The organism is Propionispira raffinosivorans DSM 20765, from assembly GCF_000381065.1.
Lineage (GTDB): Bacteria > Bacillota > Negativicutes > Selenomonadales > Selenomonadaceae > Propionispira > Propionispira raffinosivorans.
The window spans coordinates 82,767-108,578 of sequence record NZ_KB905846.1 but is presented as its reverse complement, the minus strand read 5'-3'; the positions used below and the strand labels follow the sequence as shown (position 1 = coordinate 108,578).

Below are 25,812 nucleotides of genomic sequence, written 5' to 3'. Positions count from 1 at the left end.
ATACCAAGGTTACTTCATGTAAGAAAAATCAAAAAAGATGTGAGGCGATTCATATGGATACAATAATACCACATATCGTAAATCGTAGAAGTATCAGATCCTATACATCGAAAAAAGTAAGCCCCAGTGATATTACTAAAATACTAATGGCTGCTAACTGGGCACCATCGGGAAATAATCTTCAACCGTGGAGATTTTCTGTCGTCATGAATGATGAGCAGCTACTCGAAAAGCTTGCCTTACTTACAGTCTACCATAGTTGGGTACAAACGGCTCCCTGCTTGATAGCAGTCTTTCTCGATAAAAAAGTAATCGATCCTAACATCCACGGTATTTATCTCAAACACGTGCAAGCCATAGGAGCGGCAATACAAAATATGTTGCTTGCAGCCCATGAGCTTGGTCTGGGAACTTGCTGGATTGGAGAGATCTTAAAAAAGGAAGAGCAGGTAAAAGAACTAGTAGGAACAACAGATGATTTAGAACTAATGGCTGTGATATCGGTTGGTTACCCAAATAAAACTACTACATCCAGAAGAAGAGATATTTTAGAGAGCATCGTAAGCTGGTTATAAAAGGATCAAACATGAAATGTCATGACGACGAGGTTATAGACATTAACAAATAAGATAGACAGTCCTGATTACATTATGAAGAAGTAGAAAAAGGTATTCAGTAACTACCCATCCATAAGTAGTCACTGATGTCCATTTTATGGTAAACGACCTGAAACTCCATTTCATGAATTTTATAAATAAGACAAGCACTTAAAAATTACAAGTAGCTGTTTATTGGATAGAAATTAGTGGGACAAAGAACCTGTCCCCGTGTTCCTAATTATGCCCATAGATTAAAAAATATGCAACCAGCCAGGAGAAAAATCCTGTGTTGGTTATTCTTATTAAGGAGATGACTACAATGAGCTTAATAACGGTCAACGAAAGGTGTATTAAATGTGGACTTTGCATTAAAGAATGCCCAGTAGATGTTCTACAGATGGGAGAAAAAGGGCCGGAAGAAGTGGCAAGCACCAATTGCAATGCCTGTGGACATTGTGTTGCAATATGTCCTAATTCTGCAATCGATAACGAGAAAGCACCACTGGCGCTACAAGTTGATGCCAATAATTTTCCTAAATTAAATCCGCACCAGGCAGAGCATTTTTTAAGATCTCGTCGTTCTATAAGAAATTATCATGACAAGCCTGTATCAAGAGAAATGTTATCAAAATTAGTGAATATCGCTAGACTAGCTCCTACTGTGTCTAATAGTCAGGGTATATCCTATGTTATCGTAGAAAATAAACAATTACTTGAAAAAGCTGCTGAAATAACTATTCAGATGGCAGAAAAATCCCCTGTAAGGCATTTAATAGAAGTAGCGATTATAGGTTACAGGGAAAAAGGACTTGATTCAGTTTTCCGTGGCGCACCAAATTTAATTATAGCTATTGCAGACAAGAATTTTCCATATGCTAAAAATAATGCTATTTCATGCTTAACCTATCTGGAGTTATTTGCCCCTTCATTAGGACTTGGAACCTGTTGGGCTGGTATTTTTGAACATTTTGCAGCTATCGAAAATTCACCGTTATCTGATTTATTCAATATTTCAGAAGAAAAAACGGTAGTTGGTGCAGTTATGGTTGGTTATCCTAAGTATAAATATATGAGATTAGTAGATAGAAATTCACTAGATGCTACATACATAATTTAACACAGTTTTTTCCTGAAGCAATACTCTGGGTTCGTAATTAATGCGATGAGTGCGATTAATCTATTGGAGCAAATGAGGCTCGTAGAATTGTTGCTAATTTATGGAAGTTTCGTCGTTATACCCAATACAGAGAACAGTCTCACAAGTAACGGTAAGTTTTTGGCTGAACATCATGAGTCACATGGTAGATCGTGATTATGAACCAGTGTACGACTAATCAGTATAACTTGCGTGCATCCAGTATAACGTTTACCTGATATCGATTCAAATATTATAGATGACTTCACCTGCAAATTAGGAACAAAGCAAAAACGCTCGACTCATCGACATAGGATTGTTGAATTTACAGACTATGAAGGAAAAATAATCCGGGTAATTACTAATTTATATACCGTGACAGCTGAAATGATCGCAGGAATTTATAAAGCCAGGTGGGGAGTGGAGCTGTTTTTTAGATGGATCAAGCAAAATCCAAACATTCCGAGACTGTTTGGCACGACAAAAAATGCCGTCTATAATCAATTATTTTCAGCCCTTTTGACTTATGTCTTATTACAGCATACGCATACTTGGGTTAATAAAAACATTAGAGAAAAGCCACTTTCTTTGCTTAGTTTTACGCGTAAAAATTTTGAGGGAAAACTGCCAGTTGAATGGCAAGTTGCCATTCAACATTTTTGTGACCGATTCTTGAGAGTTTACTCGCTCAATATGGACATTAATGGTTAATCAACACGCGTGACCGAAAATAGAGCTATCCACGCAAAAACGCCGCCTTAGTGGGACTATGAGCGACGTTTTTGCGTGGATAGCGGTACTTCGGGTCAACTTGGCTCGGGGTACATAAATCCGCCTGACAGGGCAGCTTATTTATTTTGATTCCTTGCTCCCCATTCGCATAATCCTTCCAAAACAGGCAAGAGCGTTTCTGCTTTAGCTGTCAAACGGTACTCAACTTTAGGAGGAATTTGAGGATACTCTTTTCGTTCTATTAAATCATCTGATGCCAGTTCTTTCAATTGTGAACTCAATATCTTAAAGGTAATCGAGCCAATTTGTCTTTTTAGGTCATTAAAGCGGACTGGCTGGTTTTCTGCCAAAAGGTATATGATAACCATTTTCCATTTACCGCCAATCACTGACAAGGTGTATCCAAAAGGTGTATCTTGGATATTTTTTACTTGACCCTTATATGCAGCCATTCCCATAATTGACACTATCCTTTCTAATAGTACCTATCAATAAAGTGTGTACTATTTTTTTATTTACTGTCTTGTTATACTAAATTTACCTTAAAGTAAAGGAGAGAGAAAATGACTAATATTAAAACTTATAATCATAATCTTTGGGATCATGGCATTTCCCAAGCCTACAGCGTGAACGGCACGATTTATGTTTCTGGGCAATTTTCCCATGATTCAGAGGGCGCATTTATTGGCGAAGGTGACATTGAAACGCAAACTCGCCAGACACTTAAAAATCTTGACCATGTATTAGCGGAGTTTGGTGTCACGAAATCCAACCTCGCTTATGTGGAAATTTATCTGGCAGATGCTGGGGAGCATTCGGATTCCGTTATTAAGCTGTTCAAGGGATACTTAGGGAAGCACCGGCCAGCGGGAACTCTTGTAGGAGTGCCGTATTTTGCTTTTCCGGCACAATTAATAGAAATAAGTGCTGTCGCATATACAGACTAATGTATAAAACAATCTCTATCTGGCTGTCAGGTAGGGATTGTTTTATATAGGAATATCGAAGAATTGCCTGTTTATGTAGAGAAATTATACTTTAAAACAGTTGAAAAAACAAGAATTTTCAAATAGCAGTGTATTTAACTTGTGATAATGGCTACCTATATATATGTTTAATGAAACCTTCTCGGTTGCTCCGATACCAATTGGCTTTCCGGCAGTTCCCTTTAATCGTACAAACAATAAATTTAGCCAGAGAGAAATCCGTACGTAGTATGCACGTGATAACATACATGATATTGTGAGCGCCGGGGTAGGCACCTATCAATCTCTGCAGCTTTGCATGGATTGATCAGGCTCTACGCGTAATGACGAAAAAGGAGGCATTCCTAACATAAACGCATGTTTAATGATGCTCTGTTTAAGGTATTAGTGATGTTTTCACCCTCTCAGGAAAAATTTAAAAAAGTTATCTCCGCGCCCGTATGTGAACTGTTTTACCGAAGGGCGGGCTTGTTTATTCCGCTATAAAAATAAATGTTTACTAAGCGAACTTCAGTGATTTAATCGTTTGACCCAATATGGTCTATCAAATGAGCTGTATCTGAAACGATATATTATTTACATAACACCATAAGAATCCTCATGCCTTAACTGGCATGGGGATTTTTTTCATATGAAGGGGGAAGAAAATGGTCTTGGTAGAATGACTGTATGTGTAAACGATATCATTATTAATCTTTTGCTAAAAGATTTCCTAAATCGTCTGTCGCATGAAGTGATTTTTCACTTCTGCGGCGGCTCCTTTTTTCGGAACAAAACACTTTGAAGTCATTTTTTATATTGAATGATAAAAAAAGGCGCACGAAAACAGCCCACCTATTAATTGGTTTTTCGTACATCTTTTCTTTTAGGCTGCGTTATTTATAGGGAATAGATACTGTCCTGATCGGCTAGACTGTATTTTATGATGCATTTTTCCTATATTATGTGCCATTGCCATCAACATACTTTCTACTAACGCATTTACTTTTCCCCGTCCAAGAAAACGCCTAAACTGTAGGTCGGCTTTGCCATTTGCAAAGGTTCCTTCCGACTGAATGATCCGATTCACCCGTAGTTCAATCCCTTTCTTTGACGTAATGCGTTCCAAATCTTCTGCCCGTTTCTGCTGGAAAATCTTTGAGATTTCAAAATGTTTAGTTCGTGTTTCTATGGGCGTCTTGCTGCGATTCCCATGAATGCACTGTGCTTTTAATGTGCAGTTGCTACAATTTTCACACGAATATTGCGTCTTCCATGTTTCATAGCCTGTTTGGGTTTTCTGTTTTCGTTCGCCACTTACGATGATTTTCTTACCAGTGGCACATACTTAAAATTTACACGTACTCTCAGACGATTAAAAGCCTGGGAGTTTTTTTTTCAAAAAAAAGCTGCCGTACGTTTTTGTAACGTGCGACAGCCCCTTTGTTGCGAGGTTGGAAAAGAAGGATGATTCATATAATTGTAGATTAAAAGATTCAAGGCTAATTGAACTTGAAAGAGAATTATAGGAAAAAGATAATTTCTTGATAGTAGATAAGTGGGATTTTGGAGCATGATCAGAACATAAAGTGATTTCATTAAGTAGGCAGTATAATGGTATCAACATGTTTTATAAGGGAATTATCCATTTGAATATCAAAGATTTTTTGTTGAATAGCTGGTAGAGATATTTCTTAATATTACGATTTTCTAAACATCCCCACTACAAGATGAATCCCTGTGCCGTGATGGCATGGGGATTCATTATGGTGTCATGCTAAGCATATATCGTTTCGGATACCATATGCTGCCCTTATAGATAGAGACAAAGCAATATATCATTGACAAAATTTGTTTTTCTGGTATGGTACATATATCACATTTTTTGTCCTTCGTTTAGAACTTTGTTCATGAGGATACTGAGAAGTTAGTAACGATAGGATAGTTCCATTTCCAGAATTCGTGATTTGTGAATTTACATATTATAGAATACAACATATCAAAGCAAACAATCAGAAACTATTTATGCGTATATTTGATCTATATGAATAAGCTCCTGTGCCAAAGCAACGGTTAGATGATAATGCAGAACTCACACAAGATGAAAAAAACTAAAGAAATTTATCTGATAGATAACTAAGCCATAAAAATTGGCGCGGACACTTTTAATAGTACGGAGAAAGCTAAACTCGAAACTTTGTGCGATAACCGCACAGCGATTTTAATCAACAATTTCTAAAGGAGAATAAAATGTATGTATTGGTTTCAACTAGTAAAAAGCCACTTTACCAACAACTCTACCAACAAATCCGTGATAAAATTCTAAGCGGTGAACTCCGCGAACAGGCAAAACTACCTTCATGCCGATACCTTGCGACTGAACTTCATGTTAGCAGAAATACAGTGGATACCGCCTACCAGCAACTCTTCTCTGAAGGTTATATCATTGGAAAAAGCCGTAGCGGATACTATGTAGAAACAATTCATAATACTAAATATTCTGTTTCTACAGAAGTTATTCCAGATTCGACTACCAACGAATTGCACTTGGGCAGAATGTTATACGATTTTCGATATGGCAATCTAAGCCAGCAGTCCTTTCCATTTGCGCAATGGCAACAATTAACCAATTGCTGTTTGAAACAATACAAGGAACCATTTCTAAACTACGGTGACTTGAGAGGCGAACCAGGATTACGCCGAGAACTGACAAAATATTTGCATGAATATCGGGATGTCCGATGTACACCAGATCAAATATTGATTACTTCTGGAACTACTCAATGCCTTATGTTTATTTGTCAGCTTCTCAAAGATGAAATAGACACCATAGCCATGGAGGACCCCGGTTTCTCCGCTGCTCACTCAGCTTTTACCAATCGCGGTTTTCATGTCCCGCTAGTTCCGGTAAATTATCACGGTCTCAATGTTAAAGCCTTACGGAACACCACTGCTAATGCTGTATATGTGACTCCCTCACATCAGTTTCCAACGGGACGAACTATGTCGATAGCCCGAAGATTACAGCTTATTGATTGGGCCTATGAACGGAATGCCCTGATTATTGAAGATGACTATAACTGTCATCTTCGTTATGATGTAAAACCAGCACCAGCTTTACAAGGACTAGCACCAGATAAAGTAATCTACATTGGCAGCTTTTCCAAAATACTTTCTCCCTCATTAAGAATTGCTTATATGGTATTGCCGAAAAACTTAGCATTGTCCTTACAGCAAAAAAACGAAAGTTTTTCTTGTTCAGTACCATTCATTATTCAAAAACCGCTAGAGCTTTTCTTACAGGAAAATCTTTTTGAAAGTCATTTGCGAAAAATACTTCGTCAGTTTAAGAAAAAAAGAGATATTTTATTACGTGCACTACAAAAGCACTTCGGCGAAACCATTACAGTGTCTGGAGAAAATGCCGGCATTCATGTTCTGTTAGATTTAAACCAACCGATATCTTCAGCAATTTTGATTGACAAGGCACGTAAGGTGGGCATATATCTTTCTAGCAACAATATCTGGATAGAATCTTCACCCAGTAAAGCTGGTCGCGTTCTCCTAGGCTATGGAAGCATAAAAGATGAGGATATTGATCCGGCCATTCGTTTATTGTGCCAAATTTGGCTTAAGTGAGGTGATGTAGTTTATCTCCCAACGAGAAATCACCTCTTCTGAGAGATCCTTTTCACCTTACGTTTCTTTACCCCTTAATAGCACGTCCTTTAACGAACAAAAATCTTTGCCAATGATTTACCTAAGACAGCAAAATATTGTTTTAACTAACTTTTAAATGTGTGCTGATTCATCTAATGTTTCCCCCTCACCTATTGATAGAAGGAGGCTATACCACGAAGTTGCTTACGCTATTCTCACTATCAAGTTACGAACTGTATTGAGCAAACAATTCTAGGGAGAACAGTAAATCCTGTTCTCCCTAGAATTACAAACTATTTATATAAGTTTGGTTTCATGATCATAGCTAATCTCTATCTAGAATAATGATTCAATAGCTGCGACTGGACATAGTTTGGCACACGGACCTATACCGACACAACGTTCAGGTTGAATCATGAATTGGTTTTGTCCTTCTACAACCGCACCAAATGGGCAAACCTTCATGCATTTACCACATTTGATACATTTAGCAGTAATTTTTCGATGCACAGGTAGTCCAACCAACCGTCTTTGTACGCTTTTCCAAGCTTCACCATATTCCAATATTTCACCAGCTTTAAAAAAAGCATCCCGTCCAGCTGTTTTATAGGCAATATGCATTGCTGCATCGTACCCAGCCGTAACGCCAGCTGCCGTGATAATCCGACCATTATCAATAAATCGCTCATCTTTTTTCAGCGTTATTGTAGGATCAATAGCTAATAAAGCATCAAAAGCAAGATGATGTGTTGTAGCCGATGACTCTTTAAGTAATCCTGCCTTTGCAAGTAATAAAGCTCCGCTACACACAGAGAAGGTAATCTCTGCATTTTTGCTCTGATTTTGTAGCCAATCAATTACATTTGGATTAGATAAAAGCGCCTCTGTTATTCGGCCGCCAGGAACAACTAATATATCAATCGCAGGACAATCGCTAAAATCATATTCAGCCTTAAACACTAATCCCCCCGCGCTAACATGTATATCTTTTTTAGTCTCGCTGACAGTAAAAACGTCATACATGGCATGTGGTGTCTGATATAGCGTGGTTTGCTTTTCAGGATGTCCGGAATCTACAGCAGTAAATACATCATAAGGTCCAATGAAATCGGTTGGCTCAACACCATCAAACAAAAATATGCCTACTTTCAAGAACAATTTATTGTTATCCATAACTTATAACCCCCAATTTTTATTATCCGTGCACGTGATAGTTATATTAAAGCATGTAAACTATCTTTCGTAAAAGGGCCAGATTTGAAAAAAGGAAAGAGGCCAGTCTTTGAAAGTCAATATCAGTGACTCATTACATCAATATTATGCAAATTCGTAAATAAACTGGCAACTCATAAGATGTCATACTACCTGCTTTAAATTTGTCCGCAATAGCAAAATTAAATCATATTGATATCCCAATACCTAAATAACTTCTATGATCGGCCATCTGTAAATGGGAGCAAGGGGTTAATTGATGTTTTAAGTGGACGTGGAGGAACACGGTTAACGGAAATGGTCTAAAACCCGTGCCATATTAAAAAAAGAATTTAATAGGATGTAATTGAGTCGCAAAATTTAAACACATTGTTTTTGCAGAGGTTCTTGACAACTCAAATCAATTGTGTATAATATCATTAGATGTAATAAATAGTTTTCTAGGGTTCCGCAGTTCGCTGGTCTGGTCCGAGAGAAAACGATAGTCTACGACTATAGCACGGAGGGATAAAAGCCCGGGAGAATAGTTGCTGCAATATGGCAGCTTATTTTCCCGGGCTTTCTTTGTCCGTATTTCGTTATTACTAAAGAAGGAGGCAAGGCTATATGAACAAAATTTGGATATCAGTTGTTATTGCCGCTTTTTTTGAAGTGGGCTGGGTAATCGGGCTGAAGCATGCGGATAGTGTCTTGGAATGGGGAGGAACATTAATCGCCATAATCATTAGCTTTTATCTGATGATTATGGCTGGGCGTGACCTTGCTGTTGGGACAGTATATGCTGTTTTCGTTGGACTTGGAACCGCGGGAACCGTACTGGCAGAGACTATATTGTTCAATGTACCTGTTATACCTGCTAAGAGTGCTTTGATTGTACTACTGTTAAGTAGCGTTATCAGTCTTAAGATGCTAAGTAATCAGAAAGATAAAACGGTGCTATAAGATGGATTGGTTATTCTTAATCATGGCAGGCATCTTTGAGATGATGGGGGTTACAATGATTAACAAGTTGCATAAAGATCACAACTGGAAGGCGTTTGTTCCGCTGTTCATCGGATTTTGCCTAAGTTTTTTATTTTTAGCACTTGCTATGAGGACATTGCCTATGGGAACAGCCTATGCAGTGTGGACTGGAATTGGAGCTTCGGGCGGAGCGATATTGGGGATGTTTGTATATGGTGAACCTAGGAATTTATCAAGAATTATTTCTATAGCCGTTTTGCTAGGCTCTGCTGTTGGTTTAAAGCTGATTGAATAAACACAAATATCTTAAGCCAACAAATGATTCATAGCGCATGGATGAAACCTATCTTAAAATCAAGGGAAAGGCATCTTTGTATCGTGCAATCGATTCTTGATATTAATAACAAAACTGTATCAATTATGTAAATTTAGGGGGAATGGCAATGAGTGGTTTCACATATAAAGAAATTTATGTTGAAGAGGGGAAAAGAGTGCTTGAGGTGAATGTGCTCCCAGAGAAGTATTGCAACTTCGACTGCATATTTTGTCCTATTGGAAGGTCAAAATATAAAGTGGATACCCAAAAATCATTTAATGAAATGGATCGTTCGATGCTTGAACTAGGACGTATGATAGAGAATAAAAAAGCAGAATTAATCTTTATTAACTCAAAAGGAGAATCATTAATAAATGATAAAATTGTTGATATTATTGAATTTATCAAAGGGAAAAGTTTACCTGTAAGGTTGCTTTCCAATGGATATTTATTAGGTAAAGATGAATATATAAAAATTGCTAATAAATGTGATGAGGTTATTGGAGAATTAAAAGTAATAACAGAAGAAGATTTTCAAACAGTGCAAAGACCGATTAGAGAATATACATTAGAAGAATATATTTCAAACATGATTTCATTTAATAAACAATATGAAGGAAAATTTATCTTTGAAATTACTATTATTAAGGACTATAACGATGATGATAAATCAGTCCGGCAGATCAAAAATATCATTAAAAAAATATCTCCTGATAAGATAATTATTACAAGAATGGAAGATGAAAGATTTAAGAAAAAACTTGGTATAACGGATGAAATATTTAAGAAAATCTCAAATATTCTTTTATGATATAAAATTTTCCATTGCAGAGTAAGGTGTTCTTCATTACTAGTTCCTGTAGCGACAATGCCATATTCGTCACAATAGCAGAGGCTTTGCCGGGAATATGAAGTAGCAGAAGAACAAATCAAAATGTCGGCAAGTATAGGGATACTTCTTTATCCGCAGCACGCTGATATGTTGGAAGATATTATGGAAAAGACTGATGTTGCTTTGTATGAAGCTAAGGAATCGGGTGAAAATTGCTGGCGTTTTTTCTAACTACCATTACTGCAAAAAGCAGAGGATGCGATGCGGATGATTCATGCGAATTTTGTTAAATTAATTATTGCTATGAGTCATACTTTAGATATGAGGATTGTTGTTGAGGGCGTTTAAAGAAAAGAACAGCTGGCAAAATTGGCAGAATGTCAGTGCGATTACATTCAAGGCTATATTTTTAGTAAAGCTGTTTCCGCAAAAGCGGCGATGAATTTATGTTTGCAAGGATAATGAGGGTTTTCTTTTTTAGACAAAAAAAGCGCACAGAACAATAATCTGTGCGATCTAATAGGGAATAGATTTTGAAACTTAGGAGTTGTAATACTTGAGATTAATCTGTGGAGGAGTAATCCCTACAAATAGAATACCTCAATTTTATGACAATTTTGTGACAAATTAAACGTATCGTTCTATGAAATTTCGTGGTGTAAATTTTTTTTGCAGTCACCACAATATCCGTAAAGTTCTAGTTTATGATCTGAAATAAAAAAATTTGTTTTTGATTCCAACGATTTTTCAAATTTTTCTAAAGGGCAATGATCAATATAAATAATTTTTTTGCAATTTAAGCAAATTAAATGGTGCTGATGAGATAATCGTTTGAGCTCAAAAACACTCGTTGTATTTTCAAGAAAGTTTGATTTTTGGATAATTTGTTTTTTTGTGAATAAATCTAAGATACGATAAATCGTCGATAAATTCATTGTATTATCTTCTTGGAGTACTTTTAGATATAGAGTATCCGCTGTTAATAGTTCGTTGCTCTGATTGAGAAGTTTCAAAAGTAAATTTCGTTGTTTGGTACTTTTGATGCCATGCTGGTTTAAAAATGCTTTGTATTCGAAACTTTCTTCTTCCATCAGAATCCCTCTTTTCGTTTGCAATCATACAGTTTATTTTAGCCATATTTTTGAAATTTAGCAAATGTATATTGAATGGAAAATGATGATTTTGCAAAAATAATACGAAAGCCAAAACTAAGACGGACATTATCGCAATAACTCCCCCTGGTGCAGCATCAATCCAATAGGAAATCGTAATACCACTTATTATATCAATGAAACTAAATAAAACACCAAAGAGTAATGTCGTTTTAAAACCTTTTCTAAGCTGCAGAGCAGTTGCAATGGGTAACGCAATTAGAGAACTAATGACTAAAATGCCTACGATTCGAATCGATACCGAAATTGTTGCAGCGACCAAAACTGCAAAGGTATAATTAATGAATTTGATATTGATGCCGGAAATTTTGGCACCTTCTTCATCAAAAATCATGAACATTAAAGAGTGGTATAGCCGAGAAATGATAATCAAAGATAGGATACTTAAAAGCAAAACTATATAAAAATCTTCTCGTGTAACAGTTAGGATACTGCCAAATAAAAAGGAATCGATATTTGCATGTACAAGACCGGAACTAATGAGTGTAATGGCAATTCCGACAGATAGCGATAAGATAACAACTAAAATTAATTCAGCATAATTTTTAAAATGTCGTCGTAAAATTTCAATCAATACGCCAAATATAGAAGTTAAACAAAATGCACTTAAAATAGGATGTATATGAACCATCAATCCGGCGGCTACACCAGCGAATGAGGCATGGGATAAGGTATCACCCATCATAGAATAGCGCTTTAATACAAGAAACATACCAATTAGAGGACATAAAATTGAGATTAAAATGGCAATCATAAAAGCGTTTTGCATAAAATTATATTGAAACATAATTTTCAACTCCTGTATTTTCAATGAGATATTCGCGAATGTAATCTTGTGGATTGCAGATATGACCAACTCCTTGTGCAATATGATATAAAAGGGTGGAGTTTTTAATCGCAGCTTTTAGATTATGCTCTACACAAATAACTGTAATTTTTTTTTCTTGGTTTAGATTTTTTATCAATTGATAAATTTCATTTTGACTTTTTATATCAACCCCATTTGAAGGCTCATCTAAGATCAATAAATCCGGGTTTCCCATGAGTGCACGGGCAATAAAAATTTTTTGGCATTGCCCGCCTGATAAAGTTCCGACGAGGGATTTTTTATAATCCTGCATTTTAACGAGAGCAAGACTATCATCAATGATTTTTTTACCAGGAATATGACGTGCTTTTTGATAGCACGTTAAAATTTCCTCAATTGTTATAGGAAATTGTGTATTGAGGCTCTCAAATCGCTGCGGCACATAGGCTGTTCTTGTGAATGTATTTTCTATATGACCACTAGTTGGTATGAGTAAGTTTAATAAAAGTTTGATGAAGGTGCTTTTTCCTGAACCATTTTCACCTAAAATTGAAATATAGGAGCCGTCTTGAATTGAAAAGTTTAAATTTTTCAATATATATGAGCTTTGCTCATATGAAAAATACATGTTTTTGATATGAATCATTATATCCTCCGTAAATTTGTCACTTGACATATTTTTAATATCATTATATCCTATTTTTAGATGCAAATGCAAACTATTCGCATCTGAAAATAAAAACTGGAGTGATATTATGAAAAAATCAGGTTTTTACTGTTTGTTGTTCATTCTTCTGCTGGGCATTTTTGCGGGCTGTGGAACACCGAAAAATTCGGAACCAACCAAACAGGAAGATAATGGAAAGATAAAAGTGATGGTTTCCTTTAATGCCATGCGAGAAATCGTGGAGGCAGTTGGTAAAGAGAAGGTAGAGGTACAGACGATTATACCCGATGGAACGGAACCACATGATTTTGAACCAAAAGCAAGTGATTTAGAAGGGTTACATAGTGCTAAAATCTTTGTTTACAATGGCTTTGATATGGAAAAATCATGGGTTGATAAAGCTTTAGAAGCTGCAGACAATAAAAATTTGATTGTGGTTGAAGCGGCAAAAGGAGCTGAACCACTGCCAGCGACTGGAGCGGAAGAAATTGAATCAGGTGCACAAAATGATCCTCATTTGTGGTTAAGTTTAAAAGGTGCTGAAATAGAAGCAAAAAATGTACAAGATGCTTTAATCAAGGCTGATCCAGCGAATAAAGATTTTTATGAAGCGAACTATAAAATCTTTTATGATCAACTTGAAACACTTTATCAAGAATATAATCAAAAGTTTCAATCTGTAGCAAATAAGAACTTTGTTACAGGACATGCTGCTTTTGCCTACCTGTCACGTGATTTTGGTTTAAAGCAAAACAGTGTTGAAGACGTTTTTGCTGAAGGTGAACCGAGTGCAAAAAAACTGAAAGAGTTAACAGATTATTGTAAGACAAATCATATTAAAACTATTTTTGTAGAAGATATGGTTAGTCCAAAAGTTTCAGAGACTTTAGCTAATGAAGTTGGAGCAAAAGCCGAAAAAATTTATACTCTGGAAAGTAAAGAAGATAACAAGGACTATCTTCAAAGTATGCGCGATAACTTGGAAAAAATATATCAGAGTTTAAAATAAAAAGTGCAATTTAGTGTTTAGAAGCAGACGAAGTTATATTGTAAGACGCTTCAAAATGGGTAAGATTTTATAGAAATGTTGAATTTTTTTGGAAGGCGGGAATTTATACGCCTTCCTTTTTGTTATGCAAAAAAATCATGGTGCCTATATTTTGCTTTTTTATATAAATTTAGTATAATTATCAAATAGTAATATTACTAATGAATAAAATAATTAAGAGGTGGCTTTTGAAATGAAAAATAAATATCTATTTTACGCAATGATGATAGTATTCTGCTTGTTTATTTTACCGTCTGTCGCAGATGCACAGCCGGAAACCCCTGACGTGCAATACGAAAAAGGAATTGTGCTTTCCGTTCAACCTATAGACCAAGATTCCTCTTCAAAAATGAAGTTTGGCAAACAAGAACTGATTAAGCTGCAAATAACCTCTGGTGTTGATACAGATCAGGAAATTACGATAGTCAATTATCAACCAGAACGGTCGGCATTCGGAGTCATGGAACTTCACGAAGGGGATCATCTTATTCTCGAAGCTGTAAATCAAATGGGTAAGCTAGAATATCATATCAGTGATTTTCAACGCGATAATTATATTTATTTGCTTATTGGGTTATTTGTTTTTTGTTTATTGATTTTCGGCAGAGCTATTGGATTCAAGTCGATCCTTGTTATTGGCTGTTCCTGTTTCTTAATTGTGGCGGTTTTTATTAATCAAATTTTAAAAGAAAATCACTGGGAAATTGGATTCATGGTTTTTTTGTTGTGTACAATTATTTCAATAATTTCTCAAACATTAATTAGTGGATGGAATAAGAAAACATTTGCTGCTATTTTAGGGACATTGGGCGGTGTTGCAATTGCGGGTATTTTAGCTAAAATATCAATTTATTTAATGCATTTAAATGGATTAGCAAATGAAGAAGCGATTATGTTGAAGGCAACCGCTCTCCCTAATGTGGATTTTCAAGGCATTTTATTTGCTGGAATGGTAATCGGTGCATTAGGTGCTGTAATGGATGTAGCAATATCAATATCGTCATCCATTCATGAAGTTAAACAACATTCAAATGAAATTCATTTTAAACCATTATTTAAGGCGGGGATGAATATAGGGCGTGATGTCATGGGAACCATGTCAAATACGTTGATTTTAGCTTACGTTGGCTCATCTTTACCTTTGATTTTATTATTATCCGTACAAAAAGATCTTTCTTTAATTAAAATCATGAATTTTAATTTAATTGCCACAGAAATAGTAAGAGCTTTGACAGGCAGTATAGGATTGGTTTGTGCTATTCCTTTGACCGCATGTATTTCTGCTTATTTATTTTGTGACAAACGCAAGAGCTCTAGAAAAAAACGCATTGTTAACTCGTAAAGCCATTTTCATAGATTGACAACATTTGTTATAAATTCAGCTTTCTTTCATAAACATTGGTTAATATAGCTATAGTTTAGGTCAATCAGTAATATTACTAAATAGGAGATGTATGCTTTAGTGGGGAAGTCTAAATGGAATTTTTATGTGATTTTTTTTGTGCTTATTTTAATTTGCATTATTTTAAAATTATTATTTTTTAGTCAGCAGGGCATTCCTGTTTTGAATTATCATCAAATCAATAATCAAGATCATAATGCTTTAACGTTAAGTACGACTGAATTTGCTGCACAAATGAAAGATTTAGCGGAAGAAGGATATACAACGATTACGCCAGATCAATTGTTGGATTATTTACAACAAGGAATGACACTTCCTGAAAAACCGGTTTTAATTACGTTCGATGATGGTTATAAAGATAACTATTTCAATGCATATCCTATCCTAAAACAATATAAATTTAATGCAACCATATTTCTGATTTCTAGTCTTGTAAATAAAGATCACTATCTTTCTTGGCAGGAAATTCAAGAAATGAAAAACAACAATATTCTTTTTGAAGGACATACTTTTAGTCATCCACATTTAAATCAAGTAAAAGATGAGAAAATATTACAACAAGAATTACTTGATTCAAAGGAAGATCTAGAAAAAAATTTAGGTTATAAAATTGATTGTTTAGCATATCCTTATGGTGACTATGATCAACATGTTATTTCTATGGTTCAAAAATATGGATACCGTGCCGCCTTTACGGTTCATTTAGGTTCTGATATGGACAAAGATAATCCGTACACATTAAATCGGGTTCCTATTTTTCAATCGCAGACGCATACTTTTCTGCGATTCTGGATTAGTTTACATTTTCCTGCCTTTATGAATTATATACAGACTGAAAAAGTCAATTTTTCGTTATTACACATATAAATTGCAGTATCTTATATATGTTTTTTGTAAGGAGAACTTTTTGATGAATCGCCGAAAATTTTTAATATATACGTTTTATATTTTTAGTTTTTTTTATTTGTTCCCAGAAATTATAGTTAGTAAGAAAAGCTTTGCTGGGGTAAGAAAAATAAATAACAAATCTCCTTTTATTAAAGAAACTTATCTTAAATTTGCCAGTCCTTTAGTGGATCGTTCTGAAACCAATATGATTATTATTCATCATATTGGCGGCACAGATCGTGATGTTTCTGCAGCGGAAGTGCATCAATGGCATCTGGATAATGGTTGGGCTGGTATTGGATATCATTATATTATTCGAAAAAACGGAACAATTGAGCGCGGCCGTCCACAAAATGCAATTGGTGCTCATTGTTATCACTATAATCGTACTTCTATAGGCATCAATTTGGTGGGCGATTTTGAAAAGTCTAAACCTACGGAGGAACAAATACAATCCGCTTTAGAATTAACCACATTTTTATGTAAAACTTATAATCTTAGTCCTACAAACAAAACAATCTTGGGGCATCGAGATCTTAGTTCAACATTATGTCCGGGGAAAAATCTTTATGCACAACTTGGTGCCTTTCGACAGCGTATTGTTGATTCTTTAGCGTGATGTGGAAATTTCACGTTTGGTAGTACATATTGCCCTGCAAGGGGAATCGCAGACGTGAATTTTGAAATTTACGCATAGACAGGAGACTATTTCATGTGGCAGTCATTGTTAAATTTTAAAATGATCTTTTTCAGTATTTTGATTGATGCTTTACCTTTCATTTTAATTAGTGTTATTGTTTCTTCTTTCTTACATAATTTTATTTCTGAAAAATTAATTCAAAAAATATTACCAGCTAATAAAATTTATAGTATTTTATTAGCCTGCTTTTTAGGTGCTATTTTTCCTATTTGTGACTGTGGAACGGTACCCATTGTTAAAAAACTTATACAAAAAGGTGTACCAGCTTATTCAGCGATTGCTTTTATGTTAGCTGCACCGATCATGAATCCTTTAACAATATTTTCTACTTTTTATGCATTTAATAGTTGGGAAATTGCTCTTGTGCGTGTTACGACTGCTTTATTTGTTGCTTATAATGCGTCATGGATTATAAGCAAAAGTTTTAAGCAAACAGTCCTGAAAAATGCGTTGACCATATCACAACACGATAGTTCATGTTGTTGTCATATGCATACAGTATTGCCGACAACTTTAATTGGTAAAGTTTTAGTTTTTGTTTATGATGCATCAAATGAGTTTTTTGAAATGGGAAGATTCCTAGTATTGGGGTCTTTTCTAAGTACGATTGCCCAACTCTGTATTCCGCATGCAACACTATTAAATATAGGACATAATCCATTTTTTCCCGTTATTGTGATGATCTTATTTGCATTTCTGATTTCTGTTTGTTCGTCTGCAGATGCTTTTATAGCAGCTTCGTTTATAAGTAGCTTTAGTACAGAAGCTCTTATAGCCTTTACAGTTTTTGGTCCTATGATTGATATAAAAAATACATTGATGTTATTACATACATTTCGTACAAAGTTTGTAGTTTTTTTAATTACTATAGTTTTTATTTTGACTTTTTTAGGAAGTTATATTATGACAAATTTATTTTAAAAAGGAGTTTTGTATGAAATGACATATCATGTAAAAGATAACTGTGTGAAAACTTTAATATTATTATGCATGGTAAGTCTTCTTTCTTGGATTATTATAATGAATCAAGTGATTTTTTATGTTCATCCACGTTTTACTATTTTACTACAAATATCAGATATAATATTATTTATTATGTTGCTTGCACAATGTATGCATTTACAAAATAGTCTAAACCAAAATATTTTACGTCAAGAAGATTCAAATATTAAAAGTTATCATGTTGAAAAAGAAAAGTATAAACTTTTTTTCTATTATGTAACTTTTATTTTTTCTTTAGCAGTTGCCTTATTTATCCCTAGCACGTCACTTGATTCAAAATTAATTGAAAATAAAGGGTTAAATAATACTATATCGGATAAAGTAAAAAGTGGTATGAGTGTCCCGATAGATAATTTTCAAGATACAAAATTTATTAAAATATCAGATAAAAATTATGTTGACATGATACAAAATTTATATTGCCATCCGGCAGATTATGTTGGTAAAAACGTAGAAATAACAGGATTTGCTTACATAGATCCAACGACACAACGTGTTTCTATTGCTCGTTATGTTATTAGTTGCTGTATTGTGGATGCTTCAGCAGTTGGATTGGCAATCGATTCAGATGATAAAAATAATATTGTTGCTGGACATTGGTATGAGATACAAGGGACAATCCATACACTTGTTTGCAAAAAAGATGCTTCTCCTGTGTTAAAAGTTACTTGGTCTAATGAAATCAAAAAACCTTTATTCACATATATATTCGTACAAACCACTTGAAAATTTTTGTGGAAAGGAAAGCAACCTTGTTTTTCCGCTCTACTTTATTTTCATAGTTATAGTGGTATCAAAATTAAAAGTTTTAATGATGAAAAAAGGATTTCCCCTATAGTCCTGTCGAAATAAATATCAGACTGTAACATAGTGGATTCTTAAGATCCAAGCCTTTAGTGTGTAATCTATTCGGTGTAAAAAAGTCAAATTAGTATGAGCACTGTTTGAAAAACATATGGGTGGTATTTATGGATAAACAGTTGTGAATTGTAAAATTTTCTTGTGCTACAGTTATTATAGATGGTTTTAGGAAAGCAGGTGAAGTATGAAAAAAATTCGTATTATCATTGCTGATGACCATGCCGTACTACGAGCCGGATTGAAGGCCTTATTGCATTGCTATTCAGAATTTGAAGTCATTGGAGAGGCAGGAACTGGTATTGAAGCGGTTAGCCTTGTTAGTAAGCTGGATCCAGATGTACTGATTTTAGATTTATCAATGCCGGACATGAATGGGTTTGAATGTATTAAGGAGCTTCGTTCTCAAAATTTGGCATGTTCAATTCTAGTTTTAACGATGTATGATGATGATGAATTTGTTAAAGAGGTCATGAGTTCTGGAGCAAATGGATATGTGTTAAAACGTTCAGCAGATACGGAGCTGATGGAAGCTATTAAAAGAATTTCTGACGGGAAAAAATATCTAAACGAAAGCATCTCACAAAAACTTATTGAGACACTGCTTAAAAAACCAAATAAAGAGTGTGATACCAAGGACCCTTATACGATGTTAAGTGGTCGCGAACGGGAAGTTTTGCGTTCTTTAGCACAGGGGTATACCAACACGGAAATTGCGGAAAAACTTTTTATAAGTCCCAAAACCGTTGACACGTATCGTTCCCGAATTATGAAAAAATTAAGTATTCGTAAAAAATCGGAGCTGGTAAATTACGCGATTAAATATAAAATGATGGGAACCTAGGCAGTTAAACATAAAACAACGCTCATTGATGAAATACATGGATGAGCGTTGTTTTATGTTTAATAGTTTCTTTGTAAGGAATTATCCTACAGGTTGAATAAGACAAATCCTTACACTTTTTTACAGGGTATACCGGATTTACGAGTTTGCAAATTCGTGTAAAAATGAGACTATAGATTTTATATAAGGAGCATAAATTATGCAAACATTATATATGCAGGAATTCCAGAAAATTGTTGGAGCAGAGAATGTCCTTACGGGGCAGGAAGACTTATTTTGTTATTCCTATGATGCTACACCTGGATATTCACATTTGCCAGAGGCTGTTATAATTCCAGAGAATGTTCAACAGGTATCTGCTATATTGAAGCTTGCTAATCAGCATGAAATTCCTGTTTACCCGCGGGGATCAGGGACTAATTTGAGTGCGGGCTGTGTACCATTAAAAGGTGGAATCGTGTTGCTGATGAATCGTTTTGACCACATTATCGATGTCGATTTGGAAAATCTTGTAGTGGTAACAGAACCGGGGGTAATTGTAGCTGATCTGAATAATCTAGCAGCTAAGCATGGATTGATTTATCCACCAGATCCAGGTACAGTTGCTACAGCGACACTTGGCGGTACGATTGCTGAAAATGCGGGTGGTCTACGGGGGTTGAAATATGGAGTTTCTAAGCATTATGTTATGGGGCTGGAAGTTGTCTTGGCGAATGGAGATATCTTGCATACGGGAGGGCGAAATGTTAAAGATGTTTCTGGCTATGATCTGACAAAATTGTTTACTGGTTCGGAAGGTACGTTAGGCGTTATCACGCAAGCAACTTTGAAATTAGTACCAGCACCGGAATGTAAAAAAAGCATTATGGCAGTATTTAAAAATTTAGATAATGCTGGAAAAACGGTAGCGGGAATTATTGCGGCTAAGATTACGCCAGCTACGTTGGAAATTATGGATAATGCTACGATTCGTACGGTAGAAGATTATGCCCATGTTGGGTTACCACTAGACGCTGAGGCGGTATTATTAATTGAAGTCGATGGTATGCCTGAAGTGGTGGCAAAAGAAGCCAATGAAGTTTTGCGTGTACTGAAAACCAATCATGCGGATGCTATTCAAGTGGCACAAAATGACGCAGAAAGAGATAAACTGTGGGCAGCACGCCGGGCAGCACTGCCTGCACTAGCGAAACTAAGACCAACTACTTATGTGGAAGATGCGACTGTTCCGAGAAGTAAGGTGCCTGAATTTTTGCGCGAAGTTAGTAGAATAGCAAAAGAATTTAACGTAACAATTGGTACGTTTGGGCATGCTGGAGACGGCAATATGCACCCGACGATTGTTTGCGATAGTCGTGATTTAAAAGAAATGGAATCTGTTAAAAAAGCAATGAATGAAATATTTTTGTCAGCCATTAAACTAGGTGGTACATTGAGTGGTGAACATGGAATTGGCTTGGGAAAATTGCCATGGATGGAGCAACAACATGGCAGTAAAGTTATGGATGCCATGAAATCTATTAAACGAGCACTCGATCCTAATCTTATTTTGAATCCTGGTAAATTAGTGGGTGAGTGTTAGAATGGACTATGTTGCAATAAAAGAGATACAAAATAAAGATCAACGGCTGCTTGCTGATATCCGTGATGCCTTGGCAAAGTGTATGAAATGTGGTAATTGCATGGCGGTGTGCCCAATTTACAAAGAAACTAAAAATGAAGCATCTGTAGCCAGAGGAAAATTATCACTCATTGAAGGAATATTAAGTGGTGAAAATGAAATTTCAGCAGATCTTGACCATATTTTGTCAAAATGTTTATGCTGTAAGGCCTGCGCGGCTAACTGCCCATGTGGAGTGAAGGCTGACGAGTTGATTATTCGTGGACGTCAAGCTGTCGTAAAGGCACGCGGACTTCATCCTGTAAAAAAACTAGTATTCAAATTGCTGTCAAATCGCAAACTGTTTGATATTGCATTAAAAGCAGCTGGTCTATTTGGTCCTTTGAGTTTTAAGCGACTTCCAAGAAAAATGGCTGCTGTTGCCAGGTTTCCTATGCCGGGTATTGATAAAAAAAGAATTACAGCACCGTTTGCTTCAGTTCCTTTACGAAGTCGGTATCCAGAGGTAGTAAAGGTCGCGAATGCTAGGCATAAGGTTGGCTTTTTTACAGGTTGTATGATTAATTATATTTACACGGATGTAGGAGATGCCGTAATCCATGTGCTAAATCATAATGATATTGAGGTTGTGATACCGTCAGCACAGCACTGTTGCGGTACACCGGTATATGTTTCAGGCGATAAAGAACTGGCAAAGAGTTTTGCAAGACATATTATTAATGTTTTTGAAAGTTATGATGTTGATTATGTTATCGCAGCGTGCGGATCTTGTGCAGAAGCTTTGAAAATAGAATATCTCCACATGTTTCAAGATGATCCAGTCATGTATAAACGGGCAAAGGTGTTGGCAGAAAAGACTTATGAAATTAGCGAATTTTTAGTTGACATTGTTCCATTTCGTCGAGATGATTTGGGACAAATTTTGCAAACGGTTACCATGCATGATCCTTGCCATATGGCAAGGGGGATTAAAGTGACAAAACAGCCGCGAGAAATTCTGCAGGCTATTCCAGGACTTACCTTCGTGGAAATGAAAGATGCTGATCGCTGTTGTGGATCGGGCGGTTCGTTTAGTGTGGCAAATTATCCATTATCACGTAAAATTAATGATAGAAAGATTAAAAACATTAAAGAATCTTCGGCAGAAATTGTGGCAACAAGCTGTGGTACTTGTCGGATGCATCTGGCTGATGGATTGGAACAAAATAAAGTATATATAGAGGCTGTACATGTTATTCAACTTTTGGATCAATCGTATCAGGCGGGAGAAATCTAAATATCCATATTATACCAAAAGAACGGTATCTGTAATCATCAGATACCGTTCTTTTGGTATAATATGGACAAACTCGTTTATAACGTAAGTGGTTTACGGTTTATTGGAACTTCTATTTTGAGGCAGGTTCCGTGATTTATCGTGGAGTGAATGGAAAAATCGCCATCTAATCCCGCAATACGTTCTTTCATTCCATACAAGCCAAGGCAGGCATGATTGCGATGCTTGTAAACCTTTTGGCTATGAAAGCCGATGCCATTATCAAAAATTGTAAAGGATAATACAGAGGTTTTCTTTACTAAACTGACCTGAACTTCTGTTGCCTCGGCATGCTTAATAATATTAGTTAGGGCTTCTTGTAAAATGCGATAGAGATTGATTTCTAATTCGGGAGAAAACCGTTGCCGCAATAACTGAGGGTCAATTTTCGCGGTTACTTTGATCTTATATTTTTTGGAATAATCCTCGATATATTTTTGTGTGGCACTCACTAAACCCAAATCATCAAGGACTACCGGACGAAGCTGTACTGCCAGGCGGTGAACCGCATCAAGCGTATTGACTGCCAAATCGCGCATTTGTAATAATTCGGCTTTTTTAGCCGGCGTTGTTTCTGCCAGGACTCTGAGACCAACGATAATAGATGTTAAGGCCTGGCTCGTTTCATCATGAAGTTCACGGGAAATTTTTCGCCGTTCTTCTTCTTGAATATTAATAATTTTTTTTATATAGTGCTGATGGAGGGCTTGTTTTTCTTGCAGTGCGTTCACTAGTTTTTCTTGACGGAGATTGGCATTAAGTGCAGCTTCAACAAAATGGGCGGCTAAACGAGCGTAAGACGCAGATTCTTCAGAATTTCCAGTAACACCAATCAAGCCGACACATTCACTTTCAAGCCAAATTGGGACGTTAAATCCGGTGCGTACGCCGGAAAAATGTTGCTGATCATGTTCTGTGACAGAAAACTCATGAGCTTGTCCTGAATTTAGCATTATAGTACTTGCTTCATGACGCTGTCCAATTCGTTCCTTGCTTAACGAAGCGATAATGATGCCCTTTTTATCGACAATATTGACATTTTTATTTAATTCTGCTGCAATAATGTCTACAAGGGATTGGGCGAATTTAGGGTCTAGAGGTTGTGTGTTCATTCTCGTATTATTCCTCCCAATAAATTTGATTCTACAAAGTATAAATTACGAACGACTTTTAATTTTCATCCATCCAGTTAAATATGTTGTCATATATTTTGCTTTGGACAGAATTGCTGCTAACGGTACTTTTAGTTTCTTTATTGATTGTAAGCATTAGATTATTATTGGCATCAAAAAAACGCACGTTTTTTGTTAGCAGGGTTTTATCTGTTCGATTGTAAATGTTATAGGAAGTGCAATAGTTAATTCTGAACCAGCTAGTAGTATCGTATTGATTTTTATAGGCATCAATTAATTCTTGCAGCAATGTTGATGATAATACAGTCTTCATTTTGACACCAATTATATTATCATCCTCATCTGTGGCAGTATCAACCATGGTAATGGCGGCGATAGAAGCTGTAGCAGCTGTAGTACCCGTAGTATCCGTAGTATCCGTAGTATCCGTAGTATTTGTAGCATCGTCATCAGCGGGATCGTCATCGATGTGTGTTGTTTCAATGGTATGCAGCGTATTTGTGTCAAAATAAAAAATAGCACCGTTATCTTTATAAGCAAATTGCCAGTTTGGTGGCAGTTTCATGGCAGATGCAACACTTGAAAATAGGACAAGTGCTAATACAACTCCAGTATAAAAAAATTTATGTTTCATGAATGATATGCTCCTTATCGTATAATACATTTTTAAACCCTGTGTTTATAAAAAAGACCGCATCAGATGGTGCTGATACAGTCTTTTGCTTAGAAAAATATATTATTTAATTATAGCATGTATTAGAAGATCCTGTAAATAAAAAAGAATCGCATGGACCAGCAAGCCAGTGCGATTCTTTTTAGGACTTTTATGAAAAAACTCAAATCACCAATGACTCTAAACATCAATGATTCTAATGCTTATTCTATACTATGATTGTGACAACTTTATGACAACTTTGTGATATGTAAATTTGTCTTTTAGCTGTTTATAGAAGATTGAAAATAAAATATGAGTTTAGACCGAATATTTTGTTTGGGAAAATGTCATTTAAATGAATTAAAATGGCCGCTGTCTAAATAGTTGAATAACTATTTAGACAGCGGCCATTTTTTTAGGTATTATTTGCAATAATAACGCCGAGGACGGTTCCTACGATGCCGGCAGTAATAACTTCACCTTCAGAGTGACCTTCGGATGGAGCTTCATAGTGATGATGACGATGATGTTCATATCGTGGTCCATCATCTCGATAATGAGCTTCCGAAACACCACCGGAAATACCAGCTATCATTAAGCTGCAAAGAGCAAGTGAAATAATTTTTTTTGTTGGATTTTTCATAAGAGAGTCCTCCTTACATTTTGATTTGTAAAATTTTCTCTAAACATAATATAAAGCTTTATTATTAGAAGTCCATTTGATTTGTCTTTGATTTTAATTTTATTTTATATAAAGTTGGTTCGCGATATTATGCAACACATAAAGCAATAGGGTAAAAATTTTTTGCAAAAAAGCATAATCTCTGGGAATATAAGACGGTTTAGGGTTTTATTAACTGGTGCAATAAATATAGTATTGATATACTATTAGTAGGGATTCATCCAGCATGATTTATGCTTGCATAATATTTTTGCAGGGGATTATTAGATGTATCTTAAACTCTAGTGTATTTTAAAGAAAAAGGGTGCCAAAATCAAAATAGTAGGAGGTAATAGTATGATAAACATTAACGACGTCAGTTTTCATATTGGGATAAAGACTAAAATAGTAGGGCTGGCAGTTTGTTTAGCTGTTGCCATGACCGCTGGGATCGGAACTCAGCCAACTTTTGCCAATGCAACGTATGCTCATGGGCTGAATACTGTAGAGAGAAATCATGATTTGTATGTAGATGACGTTCATCAAGCAATTTTGAATTCTACAGATGATTATAATCTTGATAGTATTAATGGAGATTGAGTAAGAAGTAAGGGGCAGTACAAG

26 protein-coding genes, 2 pseudogenes and 1 riboswitch are annotated in these 25,812 nt (G+C 35.6%); of the genes and pseudogenes, 19 read left to right on the top strand and 9 right to left on the bottom strand.

All coding sequences use genetic code 11. The features are described from left to right. The first annotated feature begins 53 nt into the window (after positions 1 to 53). The 3 genes from F606_RS0108310 (at position 54) to F606_RS20795 (ending at position 2,445) form a co-directional block, all read left to right on the top strand. Positions 54 to 575 (top strand): nitroreductase family protein, encoded by a 522-nt coding sequence (locus tag F606_RS0108310; RefSeq protein WP_019553422.1) that lies wholly within the window; start codon positions 54 to 56, stop codon positions 573 to 575. Positions 576 to 918: 343 nt separating this feature from the next. After that, entirely contained in the window at positions 919 to 1,716 is a 798-nt protein-coding gene (locus tag F606_RS0108305; protein ID WP_026329310.1) for a nitroreductase family protein, read from the top strand. A 258-nt stretch (positions 1,717 to 1,974) separates the two neighbouring features. After that, positions 1,975 to 2,445 carry a transposase gene (locus F606_RS20795; RefSeq protein ID WP_083923974.1) on the top strand — a complete coding sequence of 157 codons (471 nt, stop codon included), beginning with the start codon at positions 1,975 to 1,977 and terminating at the stop codon, positions 2,443 to 2,445. 137 nt (positions 2,446 to 2,582) lie between these two features. On the opposite strand, the gene F606_RS0108295 is transcribed toward F606_RS20795, so the two are convergent. Next, a complete protein-coding gene (locus tag F606_RS0108295) occupies positions 2,583 to 2,924 on the bottom strand; it encodes a winged helix-turn-helix transcriptional regulator (protein WP_019553419.1) in 342 nt (113 codons plus the stop codon). A gap of 105 nt (positions 2,925 to 3,029) precedes the next feature. Here F606_RS0108295 and F606_RS0108290 point away from each other — a divergent pair, with 105 nt between their 5' ends. Continuing rightward, positions 3,030 to 3,413, top strand: a complete 384-nt coding sequence (locus F606_RS0108290; RefSeq protein ID WP_019553418.1) for a RidA family protein — start codon at positions 3,030 to 3,032, stop codon at positions 3,411 to 3,413. A gap of 904 nt (positions 3,414 to 4,317) precedes the next feature. Here F606_RS0108290 and F606_RS22955 read toward each other — a convergent pair. Then, positions 4,318 to 4,779: pseudogene (locus tag F606_RS22955) on the bottom strand (transposase); the annotation flags it as partial. A gap of 902 nt (positions 4,780 to 5,681) precedes the next feature. Here F606_RS22955 and pdxR point away from each other — a divergent pair. Beyond that, on the top strand, positions 5,682 to 7,070 hold the full coding sequence (gene pdxR, locus F606_RS0108275) for a MocR-like pyridoxine biosynthesis transcription factor PdxR (RefSeq protein ID WP_019553416.1): 1,389 nt from the start codon (positions 5,682 to 5,684) through the stop codon (positions 7,068 to 7,070). A gap of 357 nt (positions 7,071 to 7,427) precedes the next feature. Here pdxR and F606_RS20790 read toward each other — a convergent pair whose 3' ends face one another. After that, a complete protein-coding gene (locus tag F606_RS20790) occupies positions 7,428 to 8,264 on the bottom strand; it encodes a DJ-1/PfpI family protein (RefSeq protein WP_019553415.1) in 837 nt (278 codons plus the stop codon). A 468-nt stretch (positions 8,265 to 8,732) separates the two neighbouring features. Next, positions 8,733 to 8,827: riboswitch (guanidine-I (ykkC/yxkD leader) on the top strand. Between the two features lie 82 nt (positions 8,828 to 8,909). Between F606_RS20790 and F606_RS0108265 the strand changes: the two genes are divergently transcribed. From F606_RS0108265 to F606_RS22685, 4 genes and pseudogenes are all read left to right on the top strand, one after another. Next, positions 8,910 to 9,245 carry a DMT family transporter gene (locus F606_RS0108265; RefSeq protein ID WP_019553414.1) on the top strand — a complete coding sequence of 112 codons (336 nt, stop codon included), beginning with the start codon at positions 8,910 to 8,912 and terminating at the stop codon, positions 9,243 to 9,245. Position 9,246: 1 nt separating this feature from the next. Beyond that, complete coding sequence (locus tag F606_RS0108260) at positions 9,247 to 9,561, top strand: DMT family transporter (RefSeq protein WP_019553413.1); 315 nt, start codon at positions 9,247 to 9,249, stop codon at positions 9,559 to 9,561. Positions 9,562 to 9,709: 148 nt separating this feature from the next. Beyond that, positions 9,710 to 10,393: a radical SAM protein gene (locus tag F606_RS0108255; RefSeq protein WP_019553412.1), complete on the top strand. Its 684-nt coding sequence runs from the start codon at positions 9,710 to 9,712 to the stop codon at positions 10,391 to 10,393. A 99-nt stretch (positions 10,394 to 10,492) separates the two neighbouring features. Beyond that, a pseudogene (locus tag F606_RS22685) lies at positions 10,493 to 10,645 on the top strand (diguanylate cyclase domain-containing protein); the annotation flags it as partial. A 410-nt stretch (positions 10,646 to 11,055) separates the two neighbouring features. On the opposite strand, the gene F606_RS0108240 reads toward F606_RS22685, so the two are convergent. From F606_RS0108240 to F606_RS0108230, 3 genes are read right to left on the bottom strand one after another with little or no spacing between them, the layout of a single operon-like run. Then, a complete protein-coding gene (locus tag F606_RS0108240; RefSeq protein ID WP_211210044.1) occupies positions 11,056 to 11,427 on the bottom strand; it encodes a Fur family transcriptional regulator in 372 nt (123 codons plus the stop codon). Then, positions 11,354 to 12,373: a metal ABC transporter permease gene (locus F606_RS20785; protein ID WP_019553409.1), complete on the bottom strand. Its 1,020-nt coding sequence runs from the start codon at positions 12,371 to 12,373 to the stop codon at positions 11,354 to 11,356. Before F606_RS20785 ends, F606_RS0108240 begins: the two co-directional genes overlap by 74 nt. Continuing rightward, the gene (locus tag F606_RS0108230) at positions 12,360 to 13,040 is read right to left on the bottom strand and encodes a metal ABC transporter ATP-binding protein (RefSeq protein ID WP_019553408.1); all 681 of its coding nucleotides are present in this window, start codon (positions 13,038 to 13,040) and stop codon (positions 12,360 to 12,362) included. The genes F606_RS20785 and F606_RS0108230 overlap by 14 nt, the downstream gene beginning before the upstream one ends. A 109-nt stretch (positions 13,041 to 13,149) precedes the next feature. Between F606_RS0108230 and F606_RS0108225 the strand changes: the two genes are divergently transcribed. The 9 genes from F606_RS0108225 (at position 13,150) to F606_RS0108185 (ending at position 22,700) form a co-directional block, all read left to right on the top strand. Then, on the top strand, positions 13,150 to 14,070 hold the full coding sequence (locus tag F606_RS0108225) for a metal ABC transporter solute-binding protein, Zn/Mn family (RefSeq protein ID WP_019553407.1): 921 nt from the start codon (positions 13,150 to 13,152) through the stop codon (positions 14,068 to 14,070). A gap of 232 nt (positions 14,071 to 14,302) precedes the next feature. Beyond that, the gene (locus F606_RS0108220; RefSeq protein ID WP_019553406.1) at positions 14,303 to 15,451 is read left to right on the top strand and encodes a YibE/F family protein; all 1,149 of its coding nucleotides are present in this window, start codon (positions 14,303 to 14,305) and stop codon (positions 15,449 to 15,451) included. Positions 15,452 to 15,571: 120 nt separating this feature from the next. After that, positions 15,572 to 16,378 carry a polysaccharide deacetylase family protein gene (locus tag F606_RS0108215; RefSeq protein ID WP_019553405.1) on the top strand — a complete coding sequence of 269 codons (807 nt, stop codon included), beginning with the start codon at positions 15,572 to 15,574 and terminating at the stop codon, positions 16,376 to 16,378. A gap of 43 nt (positions 16,379 to 16,421) precedes the next feature. Further along, positions 16,422 to 17,018: a peptidoglycan recognition protein family protein gene (locus F606_RS0108210; RefSeq protein WP_019553404.1), complete on the top strand. Its 597-nt coding sequence runs from the start codon at positions 16,422 to 16,424 to the stop codon at positions 17,016 to 17,018. A 105-nt stretch (positions 17,019 to 17,123) separates the two neighbouring features. Next, positions 17,124 to 18,020: a permease gene (locus F606_RS0108205; protein WP_169558422.1), complete on the top strand. Its 897-nt coding sequence runs from the start codon at positions 17,124 to 17,126 to the stop codon at positions 18,018 to 18,020. Between the two features lie 18 nt (positions 18,021 to 18,038). Next, a complete protein-coding gene (locus tag F606_RS0108200) occupies positions 18,039 to 18,827 on the top strand; it encodes a TIGR03943 family putative permease subunit (RefSeq protein WP_019553402.1) in 789 nt (262 codons plus the stop codon). 319 nt (positions 18,828 to 19,146) lie between these two features. Next, complete coding sequence (locus F606_RS0108195) at positions 19,147 to 19,803, top strand: response regulator (RefSeq protein WP_019553401.1); 657 nt, start codon at positions 19,147 to 19,149, stop codon at positions 19,801 to 19,803. A gap of 199 nt (positions 19,804 to 20,002) precedes the next feature. After that, on the top strand, positions 20,003 to 21,385 hold the full coding sequence (locus F606_RS0108190) for an FAD-binding oxidoreductase (protein WP_019553400.1): 1,383 nt from the start codon (positions 20,003 to 20,005) through the stop codon (positions 21,383 to 21,385). 1 nt (position 21,386) lies between these two features. Further along, positions 21,387 to 22,700 (top strand): (Fe-S)-binding protein, encoded by a 1,314-nt coding sequence (locus F606_RS0108185; RefSeq protein WP_019553399.1) that lies wholly within the window; start codon positions 21,387 to 21,389, stop codon positions 22,698 to 22,700. A 77-nt stretch (positions 22,701 to 22,777) separates the two neighbouring features. On the opposite strand, the gene F606_RS0108180 is transcribed toward F606_RS0108185, so the two are convergent. From F606_RS0108180 to F606_RS0108170, 3 genes are all read right to left on the bottom strand, one after another. Then, entirely contained in the window at positions 22,778 to 23,851 is a 1,074-nt protein-coding gene (locus F606_RS0108180; RefSeq protein ID WP_019553398.1) for a sugar diacid recognition domain-containing protein, read from the bottom strand. A gap of 58 nt (positions 23,852 to 23,909) precedes the next feature. Then, positions 23,910 to 24,506, bottom strand: coding sequence for a hypothetical protein (locus F606_RS0108175; RefSeq protein ID WP_019553397.1), 597 nt, complete (start codon positions 24,504 to 24,506; stop codon positions 23,910 to 23,912). Between the two features lie 436 nt (positions 24,507 to 24,942). Beyond that, a complete protein-coding gene (locus F606_RS0108170; RefSeq protein ID WP_019553396.1) occupies positions 24,943 to 25,170 on the bottom strand; it encodes a hypothetical protein in 228 nt (75 codons plus the stop codon). Positions 25,171 to 25,545: 375 nt separating this feature from the next. Here F606_RS0108170 and F606_RS0108165 point away from each other — a divergent pair, with 375 nt between their 5' ends. Further along, on the top strand, positions 25,546 to 25,788 hold the full coding sequence (locus F606_RS0108165) for a hypothetical protein (RefSeq protein ID WP_019553395.1): 243 nt from the start codon (positions 25,546 to 25,548) through the stop codon (positions 25,786 to 25,788). The last annotated feature ends 24 nt before the right edge of the window (positions 25,789 to 25,812 follow it).

Coding starts and splice junctions, on each gene's coding strand:
- F606_RS0108310 (WP_019553422.1), top strand. CDS start 54: ATGGATACAATAATACCACATATCGTAAATCGTAGAAGTATCAGATCC.
- F606_RS0108305 (WP_026329310.1), top strand. CDS start 919: ATGAGCTTAATAACGGTCAACGAAAGGTGTATTAAATGTGGACTTTGC.
- F606_RS0108295 (WP_019553419.1), bottom strand. CDS start 2,924: ATGGGAATGGCTGCATATAAGGGTCAAGTAAAAAATATCCAAGATACA.
- F606_RS0108290 (WP_019553418.1), top strand. CDS start 3,030: ATGACTAATATTAAAACTTATAATCATAATCTTTGGGATCATGGCATT.
- pdxR (WP_019553416.1), top strand. CDS start 5,682: ATGTATGTATTGGTTTCAACTAGTAAAAAGCCACTTTACCAACAACTC.
- F606_RS20790 (WP_019553415.1), bottom strand. CDS start 8,264: ATGGATAACAATAAATTGTTCTTGAAAGTAGGCATATTTTTGTTTGAT.
- F606_RS0108265 (WP_019553414.1), top strand. CDS start 8,910: ATGAACAAAATTTGGATATCAGTTGTTATTGCCGCTTTTTTTGAAGTG.
- F606_RS0108260 (WP_019553413.1), top strand. CDS start 9,247: ATGGATTGGTTATTCTTAATCATGGCAGGCATCTTTGAGATGATGGGG.
- F606_RS0108255 (WP_019553412.1), top strand. CDS start 9,710: ATGAGTGGTTTCACATATAAAGAAATTTATGTTGAAGAGGGGAAAAGA.
- F606_RS20785 (WP_019553409.1), bottom strand. CDS start 12,373: ATGTTTCAATATAATTTTATGCAAAACGCTTTTATGATTGCCATTTTA.
- F606_RS0108230 (WP_019553408.1), bottom strand. CDS start 13,040: ATGATTCATATCAAAAACATGTATTTTTCATATGAGCAAAGCTCATAT.
- F606_RS0108225 (WP_019553407.1), top strand. CDS start 13,150: ATGAAAAAATCAGGTTTTTACTGTTTGTTGTTCATTCTTCTGCTGGGC.
- F606_RS0108220 (WP_019553406.1), top strand. CDS start 14,303: ATGAAAAATAAATATCTATTTTACGCAATGATGATAGTATTCTGCTTG.
- F606_RS0108210 (WP_019553404.1), top strand. CDS start 16,422: ATGAATCGCCGAAAATTTTTAATATATACGTTTTATATTTTTAGTTTT.
- F606_RS0108200 (WP_019553402.1), top strand. CDS start 18,039: ATGACATATCATGTAAAAGATAACTGTGTGAAAACTTTAATATTATTA.
- F606_RS0108195 (WP_019553401.1), top strand. CDS start 19,147: ATGAAAAAAATTCGTATTATCATTGCTGATGACCATGCCGTACTACGA.
- F606_RS0108190 (WP_019553400.1), top strand. CDS start 20,003: ATGCAAACATTATATATGCAGGAATTCCAGAAAATTGTTGGAGCAGAG.
- F606_RS0108185 (WP_019553399.1), top strand. CDS start 21,387: ATGGACTATGTTGCAATAAAAGAGATACAAAATAAAGATCAACGGCTG.
- F606_RS0108180 (WP_019553398.1), bottom strand. CDS start 23,851: ATGAACACACAACCTCTAGACCCTAAATTCGCCCAATCCCTTGTAGAC.
- F606_RS0108175 (WP_019553397.1), bottom strand. CDS start 24,506: ATGAAACATAAATTTTTTTATACTGGAGTTGTATTAGCACTTGTCCTA.
- F606_RS0108170 (WP_019553396.1), bottom strand. CDS start 25,170: ATGAAAAATCCAACAAAAAAAATTATTTCACTTGCTCTTTGCAGCTTA.
- F606_RS0108165 (WP_019553395.1), top strand. CDS start 25,546: ATGATAAACATTAACGACGTCAGTTTTCATATTGGGATAAAGACTAAA.